The organism is Psychrobacter sp. GW64-MNA-CIBAN-0177 (genome assembly GCF_040309585.1).
Lineage (GTDB): Bacteria > Pseudomonadota > Gammaproteobacteria > Pseudomonadales > Moraxellaceae > Psychrobacter > Psychrobacter okhotskensis.
The window spans coordinates 1-252 of the sequence record NZ_JBEOOY010000438.1 but is presented as its reverse complement, the minus strand read 5'-3'; the positions used below and the strand labels follow the sequence as shown (position 1 = coordinate 252).

Sequence of the window (252 nt, the reverse complement as noted above, 5' to 3'; positions counted from 1 at the left end):
GGCCACTGGGGATCCATTGGCTGGCGGTGAGAAAGCACATGAAGTTGACGCAGAACAGGCACAGCCCCTGCGCCAGGCAGATCAGGTGCCCGCGCCGGTTCATCGCCTGCAACTTGCGGCTGAGCAGCAACAGCACGAACAGCACCAGGGCGGCCAAGCCGAAGCGATAGACAATCGACACAGGAATCGCCACCACGCCCAACTGCCATTTGAGGGCGATCCAGGTGGTGCCCCAGATGAGCACCGTGAGTA

At 61.9% G+C, this 252-nt stretch carries 1 protein-coding gene; it reads right to left on the bottom strand.

Going from position 1 to position 252, the window contains the following annotated elements:
• Positions 1-252 (bottom strand): EamA family transporter (locus AAEY79_RS15760; RefSeq protein WP_352289564.1); only part of this gene is annotated, 252 nt, incomplete at both ends.